The organism is Tenuifilum sp. 4138str (genome assembly GCF_041102575.1).
GTDB lineage: Bacteria > Bacteroidota > Bacteroidia > Bacteroidales > Tenuifilaceae > Tenuifilum > Tenuifilum osseticum.
This window is the reverse complement of the sequence record NZ_JBGCUE010000002.1, coordinates 153,433-171,140: the sequence shown is the minus strand read 5'-3', so window position 1 is coordinate 171,140 and position 17,708 is coordinate 153,433. Positions and strand designations below refer to the sequence as shown.

At 42.6% G+C, this 17,708-nt stretch carries 17 protein-coding genes; 7 read left to right on the top strand and 10 right to left on the bottom strand.

All coding sequences use genetic code 11. From position 1 onward, the window contains the following. The first annotated feature begins 19 nt into the window (after nucleotides 1-19). Nucleotides 20-976 (top strand): DMT family transporter, encoded by a 957-nt coding sequence (locus AB6811_RS02605; protein WP_369488761.1) that lies wholly within the window; start codon nucleotides 20-22, stop codon nucleotides 974-976. 6 nt (nucleotides 977-982) lie between these two features. On the opposite strand, the gene prfB is transcribed toward AB6811_RS02605, so the two are convergent. The 4 genes from prfB to AB6811_RS02585 all read right to left on the bottom strand — a co-directional run bounded on the left by prfB (nucleotide 983) and on the right by AB6811_RS02585 (nucleotide 6,956). Then, nucleotides 983-2,072 (bottom strand): peptide chain release factor 2 gene (gene prfB / locus AB6811_RS02600; RefSeq protein WP_369488759.1). Its coding sequence is split into 2 segments (ribosomal slippage): nucleotides 983-2,008 and nucleotides 2,010-2,072, totalling 1,089 coding nucleotides; the frame shifts between segments, so codons are not numbered across the junction. A gap of 93 nt (nucleotides 2,073-2,165) precedes the next feature. Then, nucleotides 2,166-3,254, bottom strand: coding sequence for a glycosyltransferase family 4 protein (locus AB6811_RS02595; protein ID WP_369488757.1), 1,089 nt, complete (start codon nucleotides 3,252-3,254; stop codon nucleotides 2,166-2,168). A gap of 13 nt (nucleotides 3,255-3,267) precedes the next feature. Then, nucleotides 3,268-3,885: a polysaccharide deacetylase family protein gene (locus tag AB6811_RS02590; RefSeq protein ID WP_369488755.1), complete on the bottom strand. Its 618-nt coding sequence runs from the start codon at nucleotides 3,883-3,885 to the stop codon at nucleotides 3,268-3,270. 2 nt (nucleotides 3,886-3,887) lie between these two features. Beyond that, the gene (locus AB6811_RS02585; protein WP_369488753.1) at nucleotides 3,888-6,956 is read right to left on the bottom strand and encodes a glycosyltransferase family 117 protein; all 3,069 of its coding nucleotides are present in this window, start codon (nucleotides 6,954-6,956) and stop codon (nucleotides 3,888-3,890) included. Nucleotides 6,957-7,078: 122 nt separating this feature from the next. Between AB6811_RS02585 and AB6811_RS02580 the strand changes: the two genes are divergently transcribed. The 4 genes from AB6811_RS02580 to AB6811_RS02565 all read left to right on the top strand — a co-directional run bounded on the left by AB6811_RS02580 (nucleotide 7,079) and on the right by AB6811_RS02565 (nucleotide 9,938). Continuing rightward, nucleotides 7,079-8,056, top strand: coding sequence for a M28 family metallopeptidase (locus AB6811_RS02580; protein ID WP_369488751.1), 978 nt, complete (start codon nucleotides 7,079-7,081; stop codon nucleotides 8,054-8,056). 53 nt (nucleotides 8,057-8,109) lie between these two features. Beyond that, the gene (locus AB6811_RS02575) at nucleotides 8,110-9,354 is read left to right on the top strand and encodes a tetratricopeptide repeat protein (RefSeq protein WP_369488749.1); all 1,245 of its coding nucleotides are present in this window, start codon (nucleotides 8,110-8,112) and stop codon (nucleotides 9,352-9,354) included. 69 nt (nucleotides 9,355-9,423) lie between these two features. Then, a complete protein-coding gene (locus AB6811_RS02570; protein WP_369488747.1) occupies nucleotides 9,424-9,678 on the top strand; it encodes a type II toxin-antitoxin system Phd/YefM family antitoxin in 255 nt (84 codons plus the stop codon). Next, nucleotides 9,675-9,938, top strand: coding sequence for a Txe/YoeB family addiction module toxin (locus AB6811_RS02565; RefSeq protein ID WP_369488745.1), 264 nt, complete (start codon nucleotides 9,675-9,677; stop codon nucleotides 9,936-9,938). The genes AB6811_RS02570 and AB6811_RS02565 overlap by 4 nt, the downstream gene beginning before the upstream one ends. A gap of 176 nt (nucleotides 9,939-10,114) precedes the next feature. Here AB6811_RS02565 and AB6811_RS02560 read toward each other — a convergent pair whose 3' ends face one another. Next, a complete protein-coding gene (locus AB6811_RS02560; RefSeq protein ID WP_369488743.1) occupies nucleotides 10,115-11,173 on the bottom strand; it encodes a lipid A deacylase in 1,059 nt (352 codons plus the stop codon). Nucleotides 11,174-11,280: 107 nt separating this feature from the next. Here AB6811_RS02560 and AB6811_RS02555 point away from each other — a divergent pair, with 107 nt between their 5' ends. Both AB6811_RS02555 and AB6811_RS02550 read left to right on the top strand, forming a co-directional pair. Then, complete coding sequence (locus AB6811_RS02555; protein ID WP_369488741.1) at nucleotides 11,281-12,447, top strand: serine hydrolase domain-containing protein; 1,167 nt, start codon at nucleotides 11,281-11,283, stop codon at nucleotides 12,445-12,447. Further along, a complete protein-coding gene (locus tag AB6811_RS02550) occupies nucleotides 12,440-13,633 on the top strand; it encodes a hypothetical protein (RefSeq protein WP_369488740.1) in 1,194 nt (397 codons plus the stop codon). The genes AB6811_RS02555 and AB6811_RS02550 overlap by 8 nt, the downstream gene beginning before the upstream one ends. A 133-nt stretch (nucleotides 13,634-13,766) precedes the next feature. Here the strand turns inward: AB6811_RS02550 and AB6811_RS02545 are convergent, their stop codons facing one another. From AB6811_RS02545 to pyrH, 5 genes are all read right to left on the bottom strand, one after another. After that, nucleotides 13,767-14,621: a hypothetical protein gene (locus AB6811_RS02545; protein WP_369488738.1), complete on the bottom strand. Its 855-nt coding sequence runs from the start codon at nucleotides 14,619-14,621 to the stop codon at nucleotides 13,767-13,769. Nucleotides 14,622-14,800: 179 nt separating this feature from the next. Further along, nucleotides 14,801-15,019: a hypothetical protein gene (locus AB6811_RS02540; RefSeq protein WP_369488736.1), complete on the bottom strand. Its 219-nt coding sequence runs from the start codon at nucleotides 15,017-15,019 to the stop codon at nucleotides 14,801-14,803. A gap of 12 nt (nucleotides 15,020-15,031) precedes the next feature. Then, a complete protein-coding gene (locus AB6811_RS02535) occupies nucleotides 15,032-15,469 on the bottom strand; it encodes a hypothetical protein (RefSeq protein WP_369488735.1) in 438 nt (145 codons plus the stop codon). Nucleotides 15,470-16,376: 907 nt separating this feature from the next. Then, nucleotides 16,377-16,943, bottom strand: a complete 567-nt coding sequence (frr, locus tag AB6811_RS02530) for a ribosome recycling factor (RefSeq protein ID WP_369488733.1) — start codon at nucleotides 16,941-16,943, stop codon at nucleotides 16,377-16,379. Between the two features lie 37 nt (nucleotides 16,944-16,980). Beyond that, entirely contained in the window at nucleotides 16,981-17,688 is a 708-nt protein-coding gene (pyrH, locus tag AB6811_RS02525) for a UMP kinase (RefSeq protein ID WP_369489070.1), read from the bottom strand. Nucleotides 17,689-17,708: the final 20 nt, after the last annotated feature.

The following is a 17,708-nucleotide window of genomic DNA, read 5'->3' as shown; positions in this document are numbered from 1 at the left end:
ATTAATTGAACTTTAAACAATGAAGAATAATTCCATTGGGATTTACACTGCAGCTGTGCTGGCCATGTTTTTTTGGTCGCTCTCTTATATTTGGTATAAGGAGGTATTCCAATTCTATAAACCTATCACTTTAGTGGTTGGTAGGTTATCTATTTCTGCCATTTTCCTTTTTATCACGGTAGGACTAATAATGAGGAAACTGACCAAAATGAAAGTTAGCGATTTGAAATACTTCCTTCTGCTTGCCTTTTTTGAACCCTTCCTTTACTTTATAGGTGAGAGTTTTGGTATGACAATGGTCTCGCCTACGCTTGGTGCTGTAATTATAGCAACTATTCCACTTTTTAGCCCATTAGGTGAATTTTATCTGTATAATACACGAATTACTCTAATGAACTTTATTGGTGTCCTGTTTTCGGTTATTGGGGTTGCAATGGTAGTTTTTTATAGAGGATTTGGTAAACTTGATGCAAATCCTCTAGGCATAGCCTGTATGTTTCTTGCTGTTTTTGCTGGTCTTAGTTACTCTCTAGCCCTAAGGAAGTTGACCGAACGTTATAGCGTTTTTACCATCATAACCTATCAGAATACGATAGCACTTATCTATTTTATCCCACTCTTTTTCATATTTGAATTTAACCATTTTCTAACAGTCGGGGTGTCGTTGCGCACACTTATTCCAGTTGTCAAGCTAGGCATTATTGCATCAACTTTTGCCTTTTTGCTCTTCATGCATTCGGTTAAACATTTAGGGGTTACAAAAGCCAATGCTTTTGCAAATGCCATTCCTGTTATGACAGCCTTTTTATCCTATTTTCTAATAAATGAGACCATCACGTTGGTTAAGGCGCTTGGTATTGTAATGGTTGTTTTAGGTTTATTCCTTTCTCAAATTCCACAAAAAAGATTTCGTAATATATTCGCATTTATACCAGTTGGGCTAATAACACGAGCTAGGCTAAGAAAAAACGAGTAGCATTGGCTACTCGTCGCCAAACTGCATCAGGTAAGCTTTAATACATTCGTTAAGGTCGCCATCGAGTATGGCATTTACATCGGAGGTTTCATAGCCCGACCTTAGGTCCTTAACAAGTTTGTAGGGGTGGAGCACATAGTTCCGGATTTGTGAGCCCCACTCAATTTTTTTCTTTTTCCCTTCAATCTCGGCCTGAATCTCACGGCGTTTGCGTAGTTCCAACTCGTAAAGATGCGATTTCAGTAGTCGCATGGCATTCTCCTTATTCTGAAATTGCGACCTCGATTCGGTATTCTCAATTACGATGCCTGTTGGGATGTGGTAAAGGCGGACGCCTGTTTCAACCTTATTTACGTTTTGGCCACCGGCCCCCGATGAACGGTATGTGTCCCATTTAATGTCGGCTGGGTTAATGGTTATTTCAATGGTTTCGTCAACTGCTGGCGAAACAAAGACCGATGCAAACGATGTGTGCCTTCGGGCATTGCTGTCGAATGGGGATATGCGAACCAGGCGGTGAACGCCATTCTCGCCCTTTAGAAATCCGTAAGCCATTTCGCCCACAAACTCCAGTGTACAAGATTTTACGCCGGCCTCCTCGCCATCCTGCACATCTACAACTTTTACCTCGTAGTCATTCCGCTCGCCCCAGCGCATGTACATGCGCATGAGCATGGCCGCCCAGTCCATACTTTCAGTTCCTCCGGCACCGGAGTTGATTTTCATGATTGCCCCAAGCCTATCCTCTTCCTTACCGAGCATGTTCTTTAGCTCCAAATCCTCAATGGCCTGCAGGGTTTGCCTGTAGTGGGAGTTAATTTCTTCTTCGGTTGCAGCACCTTCCTTGGCAAAGTCAAACATAACCTGCAAATCCTCGGTAAGGCTGTTTACCTTATTAAAGCCATCTATCCAGGATTTGATTGAAGCTACTTTCTTAAGCTGTTTCTCTGCTTCATCGGGCTTATCCCAAAAGTCGGGGGCTTGTGTTTTTTGCTGTTCCTCTTCGTATTCTATACTAAGCTTGTCGATGTCAAAGATACCTCCTCAGCGCATCGCGGCGCTTTGCAAGCTCTTTTACCTGTTCAATGGTTGTCATTCCGTAAAAAGATTTTTGCAAAGATATAGATTTTATGGTAGATGCCCTAGAATTGAAGGCAATCATGAAAATTATTGAAAGTACATTCTAGTTCTATTGGCATGTGAAGAGCTTGTCTATTTTTAAGAGGCTTTCTTCCTGTATTTCGGTGAACCTTTTGTAGCCTTCGTTCGCAATTGATTGGGTAAGCTGTGGCGATTGTATTAATCTTTCAATCTTCTGCGAAATATCGTAGGGGTCAACACTTTCAAGGAAAAGCAGTTGCTTGCCATCAACAAAGGTATCCTGTAAATTTTCCTTTCCGCTGGTTATAACAGCACATCGTTCCGACATGGCTTCCAGAATAACCAGGGGGAAGTACTCTAGTTTTGATGGAAGTACAAAGATACCTGCCCTACTATACAGTTCAAATCTTTTGGGACCGTAAACAGGGCCTACAACCTCAACCGTTCTGTTCAACCCATACTGGTTTATTCGTTCCAGCAAGTTTTGCTCTTCCGTTTCGGATGGGAATGCCCCTGCAAGGGTGAGCTTTAGCTGTGGGTATTTGCTGCTGAGTATTGCAAATGCCTCAACCAGTTCATAATGTCCCTTATGTATTAGAAAATTTGAAAGAAATAGGATATTACTCCAGTCCTTTTCGTGCCTTTCGTATTCGGGTGTTTTGATTATGGAGTTGGGAATAACGGTAATTTTAGTTTTTTTTAAGTTCAAAGGGGAAAGCTCCAACCTGGCCAGGCGAGGGGTTAGGTGAACAATTTCGCAGTTTTTGAAAATAAAACTATAAAATCGGTACAGGTATGGTTTCTGACTATAAAACTGTAGCATTCCCGGCCGGTGAAGATGAATTATCTTTTTTGATTTTGGTGATAATGCCTTGCAAAGCATTAAGTAAAAGCTATCCCTAATCAACACAAGTCCAATGGGAACCATTGAGAAGTAAACTATATCGGGCTTGTACTTAATGATTTTACCTATAATTTCGAAAACAACCGTTATGGCCCTAAGTATTTTACGGGGTTTAAATCGCTGTAAATCGGAAAGCGATTTTGAAAAGTTAAGGCTAATGGTAATGCATTTGTTGTTTGGCAATTGCGAAGCCCTAGCCATTACCAGCTTATTCATTAAGCTAGCACCATGAACCGGAGGCGGAAGTTGAACAATAAAGAGTATATTACTCATCTAATTATTCTGTTCATGGAATAATAATCGATTTAAAGGTTAGCCCTTTAGAGCTGAGATTATCGAGTACGCGGGGCAGTGCGTAGCGCAGGTTACGCTCAGCCTTCAAGGAATCATGAAAAACAATGATTGACCCGGGTTTGGCATTTCGTACTACGTACTGGTAAACCCTTTTGGGTGAGACCCTTCGGCTGTAGTCCATGCTAAGCACATCCCACAAAATAATCTTGTATTGCGATTTAAGCAGCTTGAACTGTTTGGGCGTTATACGCCCGTAGGGTGGGCGGTAGAGGTTACTGTTTACAAAGCTGTTGGCGTAAATTATATCCTGCACATACTGAGTGGTGTCGGTTCCCCATCCCTTGATATGGCTGTAAGAGTGGTTTCCCAAAGCATGTCCATCGGCCACAATCATCTCAAAAATTTCAGGGTGCATCTCAATGTTTTTTGCTAGGCAAAAAAAGGTGGCTTTTGCATTGTACTTGCGTAGCTGCTCCAGCACCCATGGTGTAACCCCCGGCGTTGGACCATCGTCGAATGTGAGGAAAACCCCTTCCTTTTCGGAGGGGAAATTCCAAACCACATTCCTGAAGAACCTCTGAAAAAAACGCGGGGGACTAAGATTTATCATAACTACCCTTCAAGAACCGTAACGTATGAGTTGAACTTATCAGTTAGCTGTTTAGCGTATTCGCCCTTCTCGTACTGGTTGGCCATTCGTGTTAACTCATAAAGTATTGCAAGATTTAGCTGGAGCTCGTTTCCAAGCCAATTTTTTTGAAACTCGTCAAGATCATAAATCATGTACGATATGGCCTCGGAGGCTTGGTTTGCCATTTGCTGAGAGTATTTCAGGGCATTTTGCATATCGCCTGCACGGTAATAGCCTTCAACCATGGAAAGGGCAAAGTAGTTAAGGGGAACAGTTTTAGGAGGAATTAGCCCCATGCACCTGTTCAGTGCTGTGATGGCCGAATCCTTTTTGCCTTCATCTACTAAAGCATTGGCAAGGCGAGCAAAAAGGTTACGGTAGTTGGACACAATTCGCATCTTGTTTTCGTCCAAATAGACCTTGGGGTTGTTCAAGCTCCTGAACCTATACTTTTCCATTAGGTTTTCCCACATCTCGCGAGTGTTAACCGAACCAGTCCCCCACTGACGCGAGGCAGGAATAGGTAGTACACGGTACATCATACCCTCCAGGTGAAAATACTTATCCAAACCTAAATAGGTTTCACCGCTAACAGTTGTGGCGTAATAAATGGGACGCCTCCATTGGTTTGTAGCAATAAGGTCAAGGATTACCTGCCCATCCTTAAGCACAACCTGCTTGTTAAGCGTCCAGGTCATGGTGTCGGCTATGCGGTTTAGGTCGTTGTCCGGCAAATCGACTTTACTTTTAACCTCTGATTTATCAACGGTTAGGAAAAGCTGTTTGGAAGGGATGTAGTTTATCCTTTCGTTTTGGTTAAATGGTGATTGAATCATATTTTCGGGTTTGTCGGAGAGGAAGAAATCCACCACACGGTCAAGGTTCAGGGGTTCTTTTATCCTATCAATCACCACAATTGCATCGCGAGCGCCGGTAAAGTATTGGTCGTATGTCATTCGGATTGGTATGGGTTCGCTCTGGTAAGCTTTACGCTGCATCTGTTCAATGTACCACTCTCCGCGCAGGTAGCTCAGGTTAGCAACACGAACATCGGTTCTAACGCCCTCCACCTCCTGTGAGTACCATAGGGGGAAAGTATCGTTATCGCCATAGGTGAAAAGAATGGCGTTGGGTTTACAGCCAATAAGCATGTTATACCCAAAATCAACTGGCACATAGCTCCCTGAGCGGTCGTGATCGTCCCAGTTCTCGCTGGCCATTAGTACGGGTACGGCCAGCGTGCATACCGATGCTGTAACCACAGCCGTGGCTGGGGTATCCTTAATTTTCCTCAGCAATTCATAAACCGCTAAAACACCTAAACCTATCCAAATGGTAAAGGCGTAAAAGCTTCCCGCATAGGCATAGTCGCGTTCACGTGGCTGGTAGGGCGTTTGGTTCAGGTAAACAACTATAGCGATTCCGGTCATCACAAAAAGCATGGTGGTTACCCAAAAATCGTGCTTATGCCTACGAAGATGGTACAGTAAACCGGCTAAGCCTAAGAGCAAGGGGAGTAGGTAGTATTGGTTTCGCCCTTTATTGTTACGGTAAATTTCAGGTAGCTTTTCCTGCGGCCCTAAACGTGGGTTATCGATGAAAGGGATTCCGCTTATCCAGTTACCCTTGGTTACCTCGCCATGCCCCTGAAGGTCGTTTTGGCGGCCAGCAAAGTTCCACATAAAGTAGCGGAAGTACATAAAGCCAAGCTGGTATCGGAAGAAGAAGAGTAAGTTCTCGCCAAAGGTGGGCACGTATATGGTTTCGGTTTTGCCATCGGGCCCAAAGCGTTTAATGGGGTTGCCATCAAAGTTGCTCCATTTCTTGTAAGCGTTAACATGGTTTTGTTCGTTGCTCCACATACGGGGGAAGAGCATTTTGAATTCAGGGTCAAACTCGTATTTATCCTTGGTGCGAACAAAAACGTACTTACCATTCTTTGGCGCATAGGTAGGCTCACCCTCAACCCTTGCTATGGGCTGTGCATTGAATACCTGACCGTACAGCAAAGGTCTATCGCCATACTGTTCACGGTTAAGGTAGTATAGTAGTGAGAACATGTTGTCGGGGCTATTCTGATCCATTGGTGGATTGGCCGACGAGCGAATTACTATTGCAGCATACGAGCTGTAGCCAATCATTATCACCGTAAGCCCTACAAAAATTGTATTCAGCACCACGCGGCCTTGCTTATGTGTTCTATAAATACCGTAAGCAAGCAGCGCCAGTACAACGGTAAACAGGAAGAAAACACCCGATTTAATTGGTAGTCCAAAGGAATTTACAAAAAGCAACTCTACCTTTGAGGCTATCACTACAAATCCCTGAATTATACCATACATTATGGTAATTAGCAGCACACCTGAAATTAAAAGGGTGTAAAATAGGCCTTTAGGCGAATAGCTGTATTTCCTGAAATAGTAAACAAGAGCAATGGCCGGAATTGCCAACAGGTTGAGTAAGTGGATTCCAATGGAAATACCCATTAAAAAGGCAATTAGAATGATCCATCGGGTGGCATGGGGCTGATCGGCTTGCTCTTCCCACTTTAGGATTGCCCAAAAAACAAGAGCTGTAAAGAGCGATGAGGTGGCATACACCTCACCTTCAACCGCTGAGAACCAGAAAGTATCGGAAAAGGTGTAGGCAAGAGCGCCAACAAACCCCGATGAAAGTATGAGTATTACCTGGGTTAAGGTGAATTCAGTTGCTTTGGGCGAAACAATTCGCCGAGCCATGTAGGTTATGGTCCAGAAAAGGAACAGGATTGTGAATGAGCTGGCAAGGGCCGATAGGCTATTGGCAAGTATAGGAACCCATTGCGGGGATGGTGCAAACATGGTAAAGAAACGAACCATAAGCATGAAAAAGGGTGCCCCTGGAGGATGACCTACCTCAAGCTTATTGCCGCTGGCTATAAACTCGCTACAATCCCAAAAACTGGCAGTGGGTTCAATGGTAAGCAGGTATACCAGTGTGGCTATGGCAAAAGTGAACCATCCTATAAGGTTGTTATACTTCTTGAATTGACTTACTGATAAGTTCTCCATCGGGTAATTGGTTTTGTTATACCTTTTAATTTCAGGGTTCAGCCACCAAAGGTATCAATTTTCTGAATTGGGAGCGTTACGGAATTAACAGAATGTTTATTTTTACATCAAAACTAAAGTTTATGACTTCTACCTATCGTTATGTATTTAAGGGGCTGTTGGCACTAATGCTATTTGGTATTGTGGTGTCCTGTTCAAAGGACGACGAAATTGTTGACCCCACCAGTAAGCCCGATCCTGAAATTGCCCAGTTAACCAAAAAAATCCATGCCGATAGCATTGCTGCTACAATTGGCATGCTACAGGGAATGGGTACACGTTTTGCACTGGCCGAAAACAGGCGCGATGTAGCCGTTGCAATAATGAATAAGTTTAAAAGCTACGGATACGCTACTGCCCGTCTCGATTCATTCCAGCTTAACGTATATTTCCGAAATCAGTACTATGAAACCTGGCAGTACAATGTGGTTTGTACTTTGCCAGGGGTTGAGTTCCCCGATAGCCTTACCATTATTGGGGGGCATCACGATTGTATTCTACGAAGTACTGAACCCGAAAGCCCTCTTGACGTGGCTCCCGGTGCCGATGATAACGCCAGCGGCGTTGCGGTAACCCTTGAAATTGCCAGAGTTCTTAAGCAATCGGGTTTTGCACCCCGAACAACCATTGTTTTTGCAACCTTTGCTGCCGAGGAACTTGGCCTCTATGGTAGCCAGCATATGACCAACCGTTTATCCGATACTTTGGCTAAGGTGAAATTCATGCTCAATAACGATATGGTATCGTTCTGCCCGGTTGCCGATTCAACGGGTTGGTACCTCAATGTTATTGATTATCCCAATTCGGTTGATTTTAGGAAGCATGCACAAAAAATCTGTTCAACCTACACCCTGCTCAAAACGGTTAACGACAATACCTACCGAAACTATAGCGATAGCTATAACTTTTACCTCAGGAGCTACAAATCGCTTTTCTTCATAAGCCAGCACGACGACCCCAACTACCACAAGCTAACCGACTTACTCTCAAACCAAAACCCACGTTTTGCGCGCGAGGTGGCTAAACTCAACTGTGCGTTGATAGTTGAAGCCAATAAATAACCTTTATATCAAAATAATCGTATAAATTTGAATTGATATTAAAGCAGATTTGTATGAAACGCACTGTGGTTATACTTGTTGGGCTGGTTATCATAGCTTTTGCAGCCTACATTTTGCTTAAGCCCCGTTTGGCGCAAAACAGTTACAATGAAGGTTTAAAGCTGCTCGATTCGGCCAAGTATGAGCTTGCCCTTGAAAAGTTTAACAGAGCCATTAAGTTAAACCCAAAACGCTACGATTACTACTTTAAGCGCGGTGTAACCCTTGCCGCATTAAATAACGACTCGCTGGCTTTGGCCGATTTTAGTACGGCTATTGGTATTGATTCAACCCATTTTGAGCTGTACATTGAACGTGGAGTATCGTACCGTAAGCTAAAGCAGTATTCGCAGGCCATGGCTGACCTGAACCGGGCTATAGCAATGAACGATTCCAGCTCAAAGGCATACTACCAGCGTGGGTTGTTAAACGCTGCAACCATGGATTTTGAGCAAGCCATCAAGGACTATAACCGCAGCATTGAGCTCGATGGCTCAAACCTTGAGGCATTTTACAGCCGTGGCGAGTCGCTGGCAAACCTTGCCGACTTTAAGGGAGCAATTGCCGATTACGATAAGATGATTGAAGGGGCTAACGCTACCCCTGAGGCCTACAAGAAGAGGGGAATCTTTAAACTCAAAATTCAGGATTACAATGGGGCAATTGCCGATTTGGAGGTAGCTCTAAAGGAACTCCCCAAGGACGAGGAAGCCCTTTATAGCCTTGGTGATGCCTTTGCCAATGTGCAGCGATTCGACGATGCCATTAAGGTACTCGATAAGGCCATTGCGGTTAACCCTAAATTGCCATTGGCTTACGGAGTAAAGGGTGGAGCATTGCTCCGTAAGGGTGAGTTCAAGCAGGCCGTTGTTGCTTTCAATAAAGCCATTGAGCTTAAGCCCGATTACCTTAAAGCTTACTACGGCAGGGGTGTTGCCCGTGCGTTCCAAAAGGATTACAAGGGTTCAATTACCGATTTCAACAAGGTGATTTCCATTGACCCCAATTACGTTCAGGCTTACTACAACCGTGCCGTTTCAAAGGCAATTATGGGCAACCATAAGGATGCCATCCCCGATTATGATGTTATCATTAAGGCCGACCCCAAGAATGCCGAGGCATACTATAACCGCGGTATCTCAAAAATGAACGTTCAGGAGTTCAAGTCGGGGTGTGACGATTTCCGCAAAGCTTTGGAGCTAGGCTACAAACCAGCTGAGCAGATGGTTAACATCTACTGTCCCAAAGAAAATAAGTAAATTTTCTTGCAAGTTACTAAATATGTACTTATATTTGTACTGAAAAAGTAACTTAAGGGGGAAAAGATTATGATGGCCGCAAATTTTACAGAGTTTAGAACAAACCTAAAGAAGTTTCTGGACAATGTTGTGAATAACAATGAAACCCTTATTATTAAGAGAGGAACGGGGAAAGGCGCAGTTATGATGTCGTTAGATGAGTATAACTCTATAATGGAAACTCTTCACTTGTTAAATTCTAAAGCAAATGCTGACAGACTTTATGAGTCAATTAAACAAATGAAGGAAGGGGATGTGGTTCGAAACAAACTTATCGAAGAATGACCCGAATTACATTTTCCAAAAATTCCTGGGAAGAATATATATCTTGGCAGAATGAGGATAAAAAAATGCTCAAAAAAATTAATGAGTTAATAAAAGACATTCAAAAGCATCCTTATGAAGGCATTGGAAAACCAGAACCTTTAAAATATGATTTGGCTGGTTTATGGTCAAGACGTATTGACCGAGAGCATCGGTTAGTTTATCAAGTCATTGATCAGGAAATTCTAATTTATAGTTGTAGATATCATTATGACAGATAAAACACTTATAATAAAGTTATTAATCTCAGTTTTAGTTAATTTTAGTCAAGATAGCATTTCCTGACCTGGCATTTTAACAAGGAGGAGGAAAAGATATTTTTAATTCAATTCTTGTTGGTTTAACGGAGTAACATTAAAATTGATGGATGCCACCCGACCACCTCTGGTCGGTTTTTTTACATCACCTGTGTAAGTTTTCCATCAAACATCAGCCGTAGCGTGTAGCTGTACTCCAGCAATCCCGACTTAAAATCGTAGTATGCCTTGAAATTTGCGTTCAGCAGCAACTTCTCCCGAAATACCTTTTGGAATTCAATTGAAAAAGTACCCATTGTGCGAACCGCTTGGTTGAATGTAGGATTAATTGTAGATATTGAACCAAAAAGCTCTTCGCCGCGCGGATTTACAAACCCATCGGAGTACCAGTAACCAATATCGATGGTGGTGCTATTGTGGTATGCTCTGAGTTGAGGGTGCAGGCCAAAGCCTGAGCTGTAATAGGAGGTAAACGATGGGGAAAGGTTTTTGTAGTAGTAAAACGATGATGAAAATTTAAATCGTGTTTTAGCCAGGGGCTGGAAGCTATATGCAGGTATAACACCAAGGTTTATGTGTGTTTGAACGGGTAGGTTGGTGCTATCAATTTGCCCGCCATGGTGGAAAGCCATTGCATGAAAGGCATTGGAGAATCCGGTATTGTTGTTCCGGTGGTACAGATGTGTAAAGCCTACAGTAAACTCTTCCTGAAATGGGCTACCAGTTTTGATGTAACGCTCCCAATTTATCCATAAATCGGCTTTGCTCTCAGTCCCTCGATACAAGAACTGTACACCCGTTTCGGGTTGGTTCAGGAATAGCCTTTCGGGCTTAAATAGTGGCTCGGGTAGCCAGTGGCCGTTTTTGGATTCTAAAGTTCCTACAATTAGGGTTACCCTGCTATTTAGCTGTAATCTAGCCGAAAAAACAGGTACTAACCGTTCAAGCGAGTCGGCACCGGCAAGGTATAAAGTATGGAAACCCGCTGCAATGCTGTACTGTTCCGTTTCAAATTTGATGGCCGGTTGTATGTAAAAGCCGGGGTGTGTATACCCCTTTTTGATGTTCCCGGTAAACTCCTTGTTATCAAAAAACGATTGTCCCAAAAGGTAGAGGCCTACCCCAGAGCTATCCGGTTGAGCAATGGAATTAAAAAAAATCGATATATATGTTGAAATAAGCGCTACTCGGAGCATCATGCTTTTCATAATTCGGGTCAAATGAAATATTTTGAGAACAAATATCACAAAAAATCCAAAACAATCCTTAATTTCGACACAACATATCAACCTAAACCTAGCATGCTATGAACTGGAAGCGAAAACTTAAGGTGGCCAGCGTAGTGGTTGTTGTAGCCCTTGCAGTATATTTGGCTTTGCCTCAGAACCATTACATTGTGCGGGCACTAATTTACCAGCAGGTAAATATCGACGACTACAAAATATTCCATAACCGTACCGTTAAGGCGGGTACGCCTCAACCCTGGAGGTTACATGAAAAGTACAACTCCTATCAGCTTACCAACGACCAGCTCAAATACTTTAACGATTTCCGCACAGTAGCCTTCCTGGTTGTAAAGGATACCGCCCTACTTTTTGAATCGTACTGGGATGGATACGGAAAAGATTCATACTCCAACTCGTTTTCAATGGCCAAGAGCATTGTTAGCCTGCTCATGGGGTGTGCCCTAAGCGATGGTTATGTGAAAAGTATCGATGAACCAGTTGGGAACTACCTCCATGAGTTTGCTGAGGGCGATAAGGCAAAAATCACCATAAAGCATCTGCTCACCATGAGTTCAGGGCTAAGCTGGGACGAATCGTATAGCACGCTATTCTCCCTTACCACACAGGGTTACTACGGCAAAAACCTGCCCAAGCTGGTGCTAAACCAAACGGTGGTAAAGGAACCCGGAAAGACCTTTGAGTACCGTAGCGGCGATACACAGCTGCTATCGCTCATTATTGAAAAGGCAACCGGTAAAACGCTGGCCGATTTCGCCTCGGAAAAGATATGGTCAAAGATTGGCGCCGAGCACGATGCCCTTTGGTGCTTGGACCGCAAGGATGGCGTTGAAAAGGCGTTCTGTTGCTTTAACACCAATGCCCGCGACTTTGCCCGCTTTGGTCAGTTGGTGCTGAACGGCGGCCGTTGGAATGGGGAACAGATTGTGCCGGAAGAATACCTTAACGAGTCGCTTACGCCGGCAAGTTACCTCTTTGACCCAGAAACTAACAAGAATGTCGATTTTTACGGTTACCAGTGGTGGATGATAAATGTTGATGGTTACAAGACCTGGTATGCTCGCGGTTTGCTGGGACAGTATATCTTTGTAATTCCTAGTTTGAATGCCGTGGTGGTTAGGTTGGGACACGTAAGGAATAACAACCGTATCGATGGCACTCCTGAGGATGTTTACCAGTATATCAGGTTTGGAATTAGTATTGTTAAAAGCATTGAAAACAATGAGTAGTAACGATTTTATTAAGGATAGGTTAAGGGTAAAGTTGCTTGCCTTTCCGGCAGCAGAGCTTTCAGTTTTCGACAAGGCCAAAAAGAAGTACATGGGTTTGTTTAACCCCGAGGAGATGGAGTTTGTGAACGATAAGCCCGATGTGCTTATGTTTCTGACCGGAGGCTCTGAGCATATAGCCATTGAGTCGGTGCAGGAGTACCGTTTTTACCTGCTGCTCGCCTCGCGCGATGCCAACGCATGGGCTGCTGCCACCGAGGTTAAAGCCTGGATGAACCAGCATAACATACGTTCCGTGCTGCTCGATGCCGATAACCCTTCAACTGCCGAGTACCTGAGCGAGTACTACAATGCCTTTGTGGGGGTACGCAAGCTTCACGGTCAGCGACTTGGTGTGGTGGGCAGCTCATCGCCGTGGCTTGTGGCCAGCGGTGTTAACCCCTACCTTTTACAAAGCAAGCTGGGGGTTGAGCAGGTTGATATTAGCTGGGATGATATTGTTTTTGATGAGATATCGCAGGTTTCGCCGGACTTTACCTCGCTTTTTGGCATGGCCGAGAACCGGGTGGAGCTCATTGAGAGCGGTAAGATATATGAGGGGCTTGCCTCGCTTATTCCGTTTTACAGGCTTAACGCCATGGCCGTGGAATGTTTCCCATTGGTCAACAAAACCGGCCATACCGCTTGCCTGGCATTGGCCAAGCTAAACTACGATGGCATACCCACAGCCTGCGAGGCCGATATTTGCAGTGCTGCCGCAATGATGCTATCGTCAGAGGTATGCAATGCCATTCCATGGATGGCCAATATTGCCCATGTGGGTAATGGCAAAGCCATGCTTGCCCATTGTACTGCGCCGGTTAACCACCTAACCTCGTTTAAGCTCGATACCCACTTTGAAACTGGCAGGGGTTACGCCGTAAGCGGCCAGCTTAAGGGCGATGAGGTAACCATCTTTAGGTTCGATAGTACCCTAAACCACATATTTGTAACGCTAGCCAGGGTTGCCGATAAGCCCAAAAGCCGGAATGCCTGTCGCACCCAACTGGAGGTTGAGCTTAGCCCTTCGGCCTCAAAGTATTTTACGGAAACTCCCTTTGGCAACCACCACATGGTTCTGCCCGGGAACTGGGTTCAACGCCTTACCCTGGCAGCGGAGCTGCTGAATGTTGGGGTGGTGAGTTAGCGTTGATAATATGCGTAATGCAGGATTTCAAGGCACTCCTCTATCAAACCGCTACTTTGTTTATTAAATGCTTTAATGTTCAAATTTACCACATCGCCCCGCATTACGTATATTTATTGTTAGGCTTTGTCATTTATCTCACTCCTAATGAATTTTTCAATCTCTCTAAAATATCTTTTGATAATTCAACATCTTGTTTTGAAATAAATAGGTTTGTTCCATGAATTATACTATTTCTAAATGAAATCAATTTTAATAAATCGTCTTTTAATTTCGAATCAATTCTTTCGTCGTTAAATAAAATCTGAACCTGTTTTGGATTTGAAATCCTTTTCCTTTTTACACTCTCATAATCTGTCAATTCAGGATTTGTTATCGCTGTTCCATATTTAGCAAGAATGTATTCTATTTGATTGAAATTATTCAAGAAGTCTTCAAGACTACCTTTTTCTCCACTTTCAGACGTAATTGTTCTTGCTCGTAATTTCTCGCTTGCAATTTCAATGCTTTTCGGATTTAAAATTCTAATTACAAACGAAACGATTAATATCAATTCAGTCAGTATCACAGACACTGCGACATTAATTAAAATGTCTAAGGCAGTATTATTTAAACTTGAAGCATCTACAATCACCAAGAAACATAAAGCAATTGAAATAATTGTTACAATGCTGATTGTTATAATTGAAATGAAATAATCTGTTTTTAATATTGCAACAATCTCTTCATAAGAGTCGTCCTTGTCCGCTTTTCTATCAAGTTCATTTCTTAGAAATATATATCCGGTAATTATTAATCCATAAATCGCGGCTATAACTTGTGATGCGGCAGAAAATAAATACAAAATCTGATGCTCATTTACTTGAAAAAGGGGTGTTGAATAATAAACAGTCAAACTAATAGATGTAAGAATTAGCCAAATCACAATATTTAAAATCCAGCTTTTCTTAATCAGTCCTTTTTTATATCCAGTTTTTTTATTTGTCATTTTCTAATCCAATTTCAACTACTGCACGGTTTTTCTTTAATAAAGCCTAACGGTTGGGGGTTGGTAAAGTGCAGGAGATTGAAACGAATTCTTGTCCCACGATACGAAGCTACGAAAAAGCGAGAAAGTTTCCTAATCCGCTGAAAACCTGCATTTTATTAACCCCTTGTTAGCGGTAGTTAGCTATTTCTCCATTCTTCTGTTGTCGTTGCATGATATAATTCAATATATCCACATTGTCGGCACATATATGCCTTTATAGGTACTCCAGAGCTTGGATTAAATGTAAATTTATCTCCCGATTTTAGTAGTTTTGTCAATGCATTAAATCCCTCTAGTGGTTCCATTTGTACATCAGGATGGTTGATGCAATATGCTATATTATTTCTTTTAGGCATTTTCTCTATTATTTATTTGTTAAACCATTGTCTTGCATACGGGTATAAAATATTAGCAGAGGAAGAAATTACAATTAATCCTATTCCAATAATAAACAACCACATTTCAAAATTAGTATTTACTTCCTTATTGTCTAAATTAGTCTGAACCATCTTACTTGTCATTAAATTCGCGGCTATTGCTAAAATCGCAGAGCCAATAACATTAACAATCAAAGTCAAGATAGATACAAAAGGAGATGTTTTCAAATATTCTGTCTGACTTTTAATATTGTTAATCTCATCTATCTTGTTTTTTAAATTAATCGCAGTTAAATTATGTTCATTAATTAACTGTCTAATAGCAATTTCATTATTGACTAAATCTATTGCTTTAATTGGAGATAATTCACCACCTTCGTATATTGATGTATTATCTGCCGAAACTTCTAAATTATCTTTCTGAGGCATATTTATAATTTTAGTTTATTCATTTTCAGTTTGTTTTTTCTAATTACCGCTAACTAGTTTATATGCGCTACTTAGTTGCGCCTTATTTCCATTTTTGGGTGTATAGGCGCTATAAAATAGCGTTTTATTGCTAGAACAAGTTTAAAAAATTTATAACAAATTATCAAACAGTCTTTTATTTTTTTACTTACTATTTTACCTAACCAGTGAAGTTGTTCGTTGGTTGTTGATTGTGAGATTAATAGAACGCAGATTACGCTGAATAAGTGGTTTAAACTGCGATACACATTATTTGATGGTTAATCCAATGAAACACAGATGGTGAAGTTGATTTAGTTAAAAGTTGACGGTTGTTGTTTGTTAGGAAAAGAGAATTTAGCCCTCAAGTCATGCTGAGTTCAGCCGAAGCATCTCATTGAACCTACAACTCTTCATTAATACGATTTCTCGACTAGCTTGGGATGACAACACCCTTAGCATTCTCACTCACCTTGTCATGCTGAGCCCAGCCGAAGCATCTCATTGAACCCACAACTCTTCATTAATGCGATTCCTCGACTAGCTCGGAATGACAGGAGTAGTTGCTGGTTGTTCGTGAATCGTTGTTCGTGAATGCCATTCAGTGTAACACCGCGTTACACTGTGCAACTCTGTGATAACAATTTGGTTGATGGTTGATGGCTTATGAAACCACCTTCAATCATGAATCTGAAATCTGAAATTTTAAATTTTTATCCTTTATCCTTAATCATCACCCCCCCCACTGTAAACTGCACACTGTACGCGGTACACTAAATAAGGGATTCCTCGACAAAGTTTTTCCCGGTATATCGAGGCTAAGGATGTGATGGATAAAAAAAGGTGTTACCGGTTAAGTAACACCCTTGCATGATAGAACGTTCAAATCCTAAACGGTAAGTATTTCCTGCTCCTTTTTGTGGAGCACATCATCTACTTTCTTATTGTAGTTGTCGGTAATCTTTTGGATTTTGGTTTCAGCATCCTTAGCAGCGTCCTCGGGCAGGCCATTTTTCTGCATCTTCTTGATTTCCTCAAGGGCATCGCGGCGGGCGTTGCGAATGCTCACGCGGGCATTCTCACCCTCGTGCTTTACCTGCTTAACCAAATCCTTGCGGCGCTCCTCGGTTAGGGGAGGTACCATTATGCGAATCGATTCGCCGTTGTTTTGGGGGTTAAAGCCAAGGTTGGCGGCCATGATGGCTTTCTCAATAGGGTCGATCATCTTTTTTTCCCAGGGTTGCACCACAATGGTACGGGCATCGGGGCTGCCCACGCTTGCCACCTGGGTGAGCGGGGTCATTGTTCCGTAGTAGTCAACCATAACACCGGAAAGCATGGCCGGGTTTGCCCTTCCGGCTCTGATAACCCTAAGCTCATTATCCAAATGCTCAATGGCCTTTTGCATCTTGCTCTCGGCAATATCTATAACTTTTTTTGCATCGTCAAGGTTCATGGCTTTATGATTTTTATTGTTTCGGACACTAAAAGTATTAATTTTTTACCAATGTACCAATTCTTTCGCCGGTAACAACTTTCATTAGGTTGCCCAGGGTGTTCATATCGAATACAAGGATAGGAAGGTTATTCTCGCTACACATCGTAAAGGCAGTAAGATCCATCACCTTAAGTTTTTTCTCGTACGCTTCTGTAAAAGTGAGTTCATCGAATTTAACAGCTTTTTTATCCTTTTCGGGATCGGCTGTGTAAACACCATCAACCCGAGTTCCCTTCAGAAGAACCTCTGCCTCGATTTCAACTCCACGTAAAGCTGAAGCGGTATCGGTAGTGAAGAATGGGTTACCTGTTCCACCTGCAATTATTGCAACATAACCTTGTTGGAATCCTTCCAAAACTTTTGCTTTGGTGTAGAGCTCACCAACAGGCTCCATCTTGGTGGCGGTAAAAACCTTAGCTTTTCCGCCTGCTCCCTCAATGGCCGATTGTAAGGCCAAACTGTTAATTACAGTGGCTAGCATTCCCATCTGGTCGCCCTTTACCCGGTCGAATCCTTTGGAAACGCCACTCAAACCCCGAAAAATATTTCCCCCACCAATAACAATCCCAATTTCAACGCCAAGGTCAGCAACCTCCTTTATCTGTTTGGCATAGCTGGTAAGCACCTGGGTGTTAATGCCGTACTTATCGTCGCCCATAAGCGCTTCGCCGCTAAGTTTAAGCAGTATCCGTTTATACTTTATCATTGTTTACATTTTTACGG

Coding starts and splice junctions, on each gene's coding strand:
- AB6811_RS02605 (WP_369488761.1), top strand. CDS start 20: ATGAAGAATAATTCCATTGGGATTTACACTGCAGCTGTGCTGGCCATG.
- AB6811_RS02595 (WP_369488757.1), bottom strand. CDS start 3,254: ATGAGTAATATACTCTTTATTGTTCAACTTCCGCCTCCGGTTCATGGT.
- AB6811_RS02590 (WP_369488755.1), bottom strand. CDS start 3,885: ATGATAAATCTTAGTCCCCCGCGTTTTTTTCAGAGGTTCTTCAGGAAT.
- AB6811_RS02585 (WP_369488753.1), bottom strand. CDS start 6,956: ATGGAGAACTTATCAGTAAGTCAATTCAAGAAGTATAACAACCTTATA.
- AB6811_RS02580 (WP_369488751.1), top strand. CDS start 7,079: ATGACTTCTACCTATCGTTATGTATTTAAGGGGCTGTTGGCACTAATG.
- AB6811_RS02575 (WP_369488749.1), top strand. CDS start 8,110: ATGAAACGCACTGTGGTTATACTTGTTGGGCTGGTTATCATAGCTTTT.
- AB6811_RS02570 (WP_369488747.1), top strand. CDS start 9,424: ATGATGGCCGCAAATTTTACAGAGTTTAGAACAAACCTAAAGAAGTTT.
- AB6811_RS02565 (WP_369488745.1), top strand. CDS start 9,675: ATGACCCGAATTACATTTTCCAAAAATTCCTGGGAAGAATATATATCT.
- AB6811_RS02560 (WP_369488743.1), bottom strand. CDS start 11,173: ATGATGCTCCGAGTAGCGCTTATTTCAACATATATATCGATTTTTTTT.
- AB6811_RS02555 (WP_369488741.1), top strand. CDS start 11,281: ATGAACTGGAAGCGAAAACTTAAGGTGGCCAGCGTAGTGGTTGTTGTA.
- AB6811_RS02550 (WP_369488740.1), top strand. CDS start 12,440: ATGAGTAGTAACGATTTTATTAAGGATAGGTTAAGGGTAAAGTTGCTT.
- AB6811_RS02545 (WP_369488738.1), bottom strand. CDS start 14,621: ATGACAAATAAAAAAACTGGATATAAAAAAGGACTGATTAAGAAAAGC.
- AB6811_RS02540 (WP_369488736.1), bottom strand. CDS start 15,019: ATGCCTAAAAGAAATAATATAGCATATTGCATCAACCATCCTGATGTA.
- AB6811_RS02535 (WP_369488735.1), bottom strand. CDS start 15,469: ATGCCTCAGAAAGATAATTTAGAAGTTTCGGCAGATAATACATCAATA.
- frr (WP_369488733.1), bottom strand. CDS start 16,943: ATGAACCTTGACGATGCAAAAAAAGTTATAGATATTGCCGAGAGCAAG.